This is a genomic window from Streptomyces sp. URMC 124, assembly GCF_051386455.1.
Taxonomy (GTDB): domain Bacteria; phylum Actinomycetota; class Actinomycetes; order Streptomycetales; family Streptomycetaceae; genus Streptomyces.
Genome location: NZ_JBPQTS010000032.1, coordinates 44,958 through 50,957, shown reverse-complemented (window position 1 = coordinate 50,957; position 6,000 = coordinate 44,958). Strand labels below are relative to the sequence as shown.

11 protein-coding genes are annotated in these 6,000 nt (G+C 68.5%); 10 read left to right on the top strand and 1 reads right to left on the bottom strand.

Going from position 1 to position 6,000, the window contains the following annotated elements; genetic code table 11:
* Positions 1–19 precede the first annotated feature (19 nt).
* The 6 genes from ACSNOG_RS09725 to ACSNOG_RS09700 all read left to right on the top strand — a co-directional run bounded on the left by ACSNOG_RS09725 (position 20) and on the right by ACSNOG_RS09700 (position 1,838).
* The gene (locus ACSNOG_RS09725; RefSeq protein WP_436752171.1) at positions 20–268 is read left to right on the top strand and encodes an HNH endonuclease; all 249 of its coding nucleotides are present in this window, start codon (positions 20–22) and stop codon (positions 266–268) included.
* Positions 250–381: a hypothetical protein gene (locus tag ACSNOG_RS09720; RefSeq protein ID WP_436752168.1), complete on the top strand. Its 132-nt coding sequence runs from the start codon at positions 250–252 to the stop codon at positions 379–381. Before ACSNOG_RS09725 ends, ACSNOG_RS09720 begins: the two co-directional genes overlap by 19 nt.
* Before the next feature lie 54 nt (positions 382–435).
* The gene (locus tag ACSNOG_RS09715; protein ID WP_436752167.1) at positions 436–675 is read left to right on the top strand and encodes a hypothetical protein; all 240 of its coding nucleotides are present in this window, start codon (positions 436–438) and stop codon (positions 673–675) included.
* Between the two features lie 2 nt (positions 676–677).
* Positions 678–1,172 (top strand): hypothetical protein, encoded by a 495-nt coding sequence (locus ACSNOG_RS09710; protein ID WP_436752166.1) that lies wholly within the window; start codon positions 678–680, stop codon positions 1,170–1,172.
* Between the two features lie 145 nt (positions 1,173–1,317).
* Positions 1,318–1,593 (top strand): hypothetical protein, encoded by a 276-nt coding sequence (locus tag ACSNOG_RS09705; protein WP_436752165.1) that lies wholly within the window; start codon positions 1,318–1,320, stop codon positions 1,591–1,593.
* Positions 1,590–1,838 (top strand): hypothetical protein, encoded by a 249-nt coding sequence (locus ACSNOG_RS09700; RefSeq protein WP_436752164.1) that lies wholly within the window; start codon positions 1,590–1,592, stop codon positions 1,836–1,838. The genes ACSNOG_RS09705 and ACSNOG_RS09700 overlap by 4 nt, the downstream gene beginning before the upstream one ends.
* Before the next feature lie 155 nt (positions 1,839–1,993).
* Here the strand turns inward: ACSNOG_RS09700 and ACSNOG_RS09695 are convergent, their stop codons facing one another.
* Complete coding sequence (locus tag ACSNOG_RS09695; protein ID WP_436752163.1) at positions 1,994–3,343, bottom strand: tetratricopeptide repeat protein; 1,350 nt, start codon at positions 3,341–3,343, stop codon at positions 1,994–1,996.
* 270 nt (positions 3,344–3,613) lie between these two features.
* Here ACSNOG_RS09695 and ACSNOG_RS09690 point away from each other — a divergent pair, with 270 nt between their 5' ends.
* The 4 genes from ACSNOG_RS09690 to ACSNOG_RS09675 all read left to right on the top strand — a co-directional run bounded on the left by ACSNOG_RS09690 (position 3,614) and on the right by ACSNOG_RS09675 (position 5,879).
* Positions 3,614–3,787, top strand: coding sequence for a hypothetical protein (locus tag ACSNOG_RS09690; RefSeq protein WP_436752162.1), 174 nt, complete (start codon positions 3,614–3,616; stop codon positions 3,785–3,787).
* Positions 3,788–3,974: 187 nt separating this feature from the next.
* Positions 3,975–4,253: a hypothetical protein gene (locus ACSNOG_RS09685; RefSeq protein WP_436752161.1), complete on the top strand. Its 279-nt coding sequence runs from the start codon at positions 3,975–3,977 to the stop codon at positions 4,251–4,253.
* 265 nt (positions 4,254–4,518) lie between these two features.
* Positions 4,519–4,674 (top strand): hypothetical protein, encoded by a 156-nt coding sequence (locus tag ACSNOG_RS09680; RefSeq protein ID WP_436752160.1) that lies wholly within the window; start codon positions 4,519–4,521, stop codon positions 4,672–4,674.
* Positions 4,674–5,879, top strand: coding sequence for a protein-L-isoaspartate(D-aspartate) O-methyltransferase (locus ACSNOG_RS09675; RefSeq protein ID WP_436752159.1), 1,206 nt, complete (start codon positions 4,674–4,676; stop codon positions 5,877–5,879). Before ACSNOG_RS09680 ends, ACSNOG_RS09675 begins: the two co-directional genes overlap by 1 nt.
* Positions 5,880–6,000 lie beyond the last annotated feature (121 nt).

The following is a 6,000-nucleotide window of genomic DNA, read 5'->3' as shown; positions in this document are numbered from 1 at the left end:
ATCCCGCCCGGCCCCCCGGGTGGCCGCACGACCACCCCGCCCGGAGCCGTACGACCGCGCCGAAATCCTGGCCCGCTGGGGCGGGTGCGCGTACTGCGACGGCCCGGCGGAGGAGCTGGACCACGTGCTCCCGCTCGCACGCGGGGGCCGCGACGTCGCCGCCAATCTCGTGGCGGCCTGCCGCTCCTGCAACGCCAGCAAGTACACCCACACCTTGGCCTGTTGGGCCCTATCCGGAGGAGAGCCCCCATGCGTATGCGCTTCATGACCCTGGAGGACGCCACCCTGGCCGGCGCTTCCATGCTCGACCTGGGCCGCGACCTGGAGGCGGACGCGGACGGGGAGGACGCGGAGCTGGACCCGTGGGACATGGCCGACTGAATCCGCGGTGGCCATGCCGGCGGTAGCACGACCAATCAACTGGAGGAGCAGGACATGGGGTTCAAGCAGACGCGCGAGGTCCGGGCGGAAGTGGACGGGGTGACGGGCAGGGCCAGGGCGTGGACGACGGAGCGGGAGCTGGGCGTCATCAGCCTGGCAGTACCGGGTGACCGGGTCACCATGCGGCCGGAGGACGCGCGGGCCCTGGCCGGGTGGCTGGAGGACCAGGCCAGAGCCGAAGAGAGAAAGACGCTCGGGGCACGGACGACATACGCGCGGAAGGTGTGGAACTGATAGTGGAGAAGTTCGCTTGCGACTACGACCCGGACACGGAGCTGACGGTCCGCGCCGACCCGGACGGCTACGTGGAGATAGCCACTGAGGAGGGTGAGACGCCCCTGGTTCCGGGGATGTGCACGGCCGCCTACCTCAGACCGGAAGCGGCCCGCGTCCTGGCACGGGCCATCACCCTGGCCAGCCTCACCGTGGAAGGAGACGACGTGTCGGACGCGCTCGAAGGGGAGGCGGAGGCCATGAGAGAGACGATGGACACCGGGGCCCCGTCGGAGCCGTGCCCCGAGACCGACGAGGGGTGCGACCCGCTGTGCGCGTCCCGCGCGGAGTGCGGCAAGGCGGCCTTGGCGGACCTGTTCCGCCCGCCTGCCGTGGTCGACTTCACGGACAACGTGGAGCTGTCGCCGGAGGAGCGTTTCCTGGACGCGCGGGAGCTGGCGGGCCCAGCGGCCAGCCTGGACGACGTCCTGAAGCTGGCGCGTTACCTGGCGGAGTAGGAGAGACGGAACACATCCGGCCCCGGCCTGGCATGCCCGCCAGACCGGGGCCTCATTCATGTTCCGACTGTTGACTCGCGCGGGTTCATGTTCGTAGTGTGAGGGCACACCAAGCGGGACGGACCCGCAACGGGGAGGAGCGGCCATGCGCGGAGCAATCAACTACCGGGACGTAGAGCAAATGCCGCTCACCGACGTCCAGGCGGGCATGGAGCTGGTGGAATGCCCCGGCTTCGACGAGATCACCGGCGGCCCGGACCACAGCCTCTACGCAGTGACCATCACGGCTGACCCCACCTGGCACGCATTCGGAGAGTCGTCCGGGTTCTGGCACGTCGCCACGGAGGACGGCCCCCGCTACTACTCGGAGAGGCCAGTCCGCATCTACCTCCCCCTGGGTGCCGAGGAGGCAGGCCAGTGAGGATCACGCCAGTCCAGGAAGACGTCCTGGTGGAAGCCCTGGCCCATGAAATCCGCGGAGTGGCCACAGTCCTTTGCGGTCCGGCCACCGAGCGAGCTCTCATCCGCAAGGGCCTGGTGCTGAAGGTAGAGAAGCCGGGCCCTGGCATGGGCCCCCGCCTATACCTGACGGACCACGGCAAGGCCGTGGCGGCCCATTACCGCCAGCGCGAACTCCGCATCCTCCGGGAGCGATTCCCCTACTGAGCTACACCAAGGCCCCGCCGGCATCACGCTGGCGGGGCCTTTCGCATAGCGGGCACCGGTCGGGGCCGATGCTGTTGTTCACTGTCGTGATCGGCACCTTACGATCATGGGCCAGTGCGCGTAAGCCCTGACCGCGTGCGGCGGACCAGTGCCTATTAAGCGGCTACCGGCGGAAGGCTCACGCTCTGGGCTCGCTCGTACAGTGCCTTGGCTGTCCGGTTGCGGAGGTGGGGACGCAGGAGGGACTTCATGGTGGCCACACGGTCGTCAGCGCGCCCAGACTGCACCAGAGGGTAGTCGTCCAGCACGCGTTCCCAGGTGGCGCAAGCGGCCTCCAGGTGGCCAAGTTCGAGTTGGCGTTCCGCCAGCATGGCGTCATACCGGACGCGCGTCCGGCGGTACACGACGTGACGCAAATCAGAGGACAGCGTCATGTTCCTGACGGAACCGGCCAGGTCGCCGAGGCCATATTCCACCTGGGCCACGTGGTAGGCGAGCGAAGACGGGTCGTAGCTCCCAAACGCCTTGGCCCGAGATTCCGCCTTCTCCATGGCCACCTCTGCCTCCCGGATGTGCTGGAGAGCTTGAGACCGGGCGCCGTCGGCGGCGTAGGCATGGGCCTGCTGCCCAGCAAGAAAGGCCCGCATCCGGGGGCCGGCGGCCGGGGAGGCCGCAGAGGCAGCGTTCGCCAAACGGATGGCCCGGCGTGTGTGCCCCAGGTCGACGGCCTGAACGCTCATTCCGCGCAAGGTGGTGCAGTACGTCAGATGGTCTTCTGCGGCGCCTGCCAGCTCCAACGCCTTGAGGTAATACCGCTGGGCGAGACCATGCAGACCTTCGTCCACCGCCATATAGCCCGTGAGGTACAGGAGGTCGGAGGTTGCCGACCACAGGGCCTTGCGCACCTCCTCCGAGGCGTCCGCACGGAGGTGAGCGGCCACGGTGTTGACCAAAAAGGCGGCAGCCATGGGGCGAGCGGTGCGTCCACCGAACTGATCATCCAGTTCGCTGACGCGTTCCGTCATAGCAATCACGGTGGCAACCTCCGCATGACCGATGCGGCGGGACTGGCCGGTCTGCACAGCTTCCATCCGCCCAACAACTTCGGGCCAGTCTGGGATGGTGACCGCGACGGAGAAGAGGCCAGCACCAAGGACGCCACGGCGGGACGGGTGGCTTGGGTCCATGTCTTCCCTCCCTAGCTCCAGCAACTCCTCAACGGTACTTGCGGGCCCCTGCAACAGCTCACCGGTTGCCGGAAGTCCAGCGTCCGCATGACTGATAGGGCGTCCCAGCTTGCGGGACAGCGCTTCCAGGATGAGAGGGCGGACCTTCCCCCTGGGGATGGTGCCGCCAAGCCAGTGATTCACGGCGGAGGCGTCGTACTTCAGAGGCGTGCCCTGTTCGGTTCCCGTCCGATTCACGGCCGTGGCGAACTGGCTCTGTGACCAGCCTGTTTCATCCAGAAGGCGGCCCAGGCAGACGTTCGGTTCACGTTTGGCCATTGGACAACTCCCCGTAGCGCCAAGAACTTTCAACGGTTTCAAATCCTCGCGTTGCGCACACGGTACCGCCGGGCGTGTTCGAGCGGTTGCGTAGTGCACAGGCCGAACAACCCACGGGAACTCGTGATGGGGGCGGTACAGATGGGCAACACAGCGGGACGGCGTCCGGCGGTAGACGCCGCCGCGTCGCTCTCTCGACGCGGGACCACGGTGGGGCGCCGGGTTGACGCCCTGGCCGGCCGCTTACCGAAGCGCACCAGGCCCAACGACATGACGGAACTGGACGCGGCGGTCTCCCGCCGCGACTTCCTCCGCCTGCCGTCGCCCACGGTGTCCTTCTCCAACCGGGTGCCCCTGCCGCGCTGGGTCCCGCGCGGCCCGTACATGCGGCCCACCCCGGCCATCCTCCGCGAAGTCGAAGAGGGATTGAGGCGGCACCTGTGACCACTACCAAGACCACGGCAGCACCCGCGCCAGCCGTTCCGCGACTTGAACCCGTACCCGTGGACGGCTGCCGCATTTGCCTGGCCAAGGCCCGCATGCGGGAGACCGCGCGAGCCATGGGACGGCTCCTCACTATCACGGCGTGCAACGGGGAGATCGCCAGACATCCCCATAGAGAGGTACACGAGTGAGAGCGAAGCCCCACAGATCCATCCGCAGAAAGGGTGACCGGGACTTCGACTCCCCGGACGAGATCACGCCGGGCCTAGTGGTGTTCGACCCGGTGTACGACATGGTGTGCCGGGTCAAGGCCGTGGACGGGTTCCAGGTCGAATTGGAACGGCCCACCGGGATGACACCGTGGCGTCGCTATTTCCGCAAGATCCGCCGCGCGACGTCCGGAGAAGCCCGTCAGCTCGACGCCCTGGCCAAGTTGCACGAGGCCCGCCGACGAGGACTCGGGTGATTCCAGAGCCCATCGCAGACTCCTTTGCCGGCACCCCATACGAAGGGAGCCCCCAAGGATGGTGGACGGCGTACGGCGGAGCGCTGGACGTGAAATCCGGTGTGGTCTACCTCCCCGGACCGCACTACCCCCCATGCCCCACGTGGCTGGAAGACGCCTCCCCGGCTTCCACAACCACCCCACAGACCCCTGTCCCGTCCGGTAGACCGGACAGCCTGGACGGGACAGGCGCAAGAACCCGACGCCAACGCGAGAGGAGTTCATCGTGACCAGTATCCGGTTCGTGACCGCCATGGATGGCGGGCGCGGCAAGTCAGAAGACGAGGGCGACGGCCACCCCGGGACGCCCTGGACGCCCCCGTCCGACCCGCCGTCGCCCGACGGATCCACCCCTGAAGGAGACGGGGACCACCGCAAGTGATGCTCAACTCCGCACGTGTGGACCGCCCCGGCCGAAAGGAGCTGGGGCGGTTCCTCATCGACAACAAGCACATGTCCCCCGACTGGGCGCCCACCTTCGAAGCGGTCGACCGCGCCGCGTTCCTCCCGCCCGTCATCTGGCCGTGGACGATGGAAACCCGGGAGAGCCACGCCGTCGACCAGGCCGCCGACCCGGATGCCTGGTACGCCGCCGTGGACCGCGACGAGCCCATCGTTACCCAATGGGACGACGGCGAGCACATCGGTACCCGCCCCGGACGTACGCCCACCAGTTCTTCGTCCGGCCCCTCCGTGAATTACCGCTTGTTCCAGGACCTGGCGGTGGAGGAGGGCATGGAGGTGCTGGACGTGGGGACCGGTACCGGCGAGACCGCCGGCGCCCTCTATCACCGCTGTGCCCGAAACCGAGGACACGGCGCGTGGCGCGGGCGCGGGCGAGTCACCACCATCGACGTGGACGGCACGATCTCCCGCCAGGCCCGCGAACGGCTGTGCGCGGCAGGGCTCTATCCAGACGTGTACGTGGGCGACGGTGCCCAGGGCTACCCTCCCAACGCCCCCTATGACCGCATCCTGGTCACAGCGGGACTCCGGCAAAGCCCCGGCGCCCTGGTCCGCCAGACCCGGCCGGGCGGCATCATCGTGGCACCCTGGGGCACGCCGTTCAGCAACGCGGACGCCGTGGTCCGCCTGGTGGCGAAGAACGGCCGGGCCTCCGGCCACTTCACCCGTCCCGTGGAGTTCATGAAGCTGCGCGCACAGCGCTCACCCGTGCGTCACGACGATTACGTCCCCAAGGACGCGATGGAGAGCGCGCAGGTATCTACGACGGACGTACCGGAGTCGGAGTTCATCACTGGCCGGTACACCGCCCTGAACTTCGCCCTGGGCCTGCGAGTCCGCAACTGCGTCCAGGCCGTCGCGGACAAGCGAGACGGCCAGCGCCCCGTGTGGTTCTACGGCTCCGGAGAACCCACGTCCTCCTGGGCGTGCGTGATGTTCCGTGACGGCGCCCCGGCCAAGGTGTGGCAGGGCGGCCCCCGTCGACTGTGGGAAGAGGTGGAGAGCGCCTACGGGTGGTGGGTCCGTCAGGGCAAACCGCAGCAGCACCGGTTCGGTCTCACTGTCGGACCGGAAGGACAAGCGGCCTGGCTGGACGACCCGGCGAACGCCTGGACCGTCTGACGGTCCCCGCAAGCGGCCCCGTCCGTGTGCACCCCCCCCCGTGGCGCATGGGCGGGGCTCCGAGCCCCCCGACGGGTAGCGCCCGCGACGGCTGACGAGTCGCCGCCCCGTCCGTCCGCCC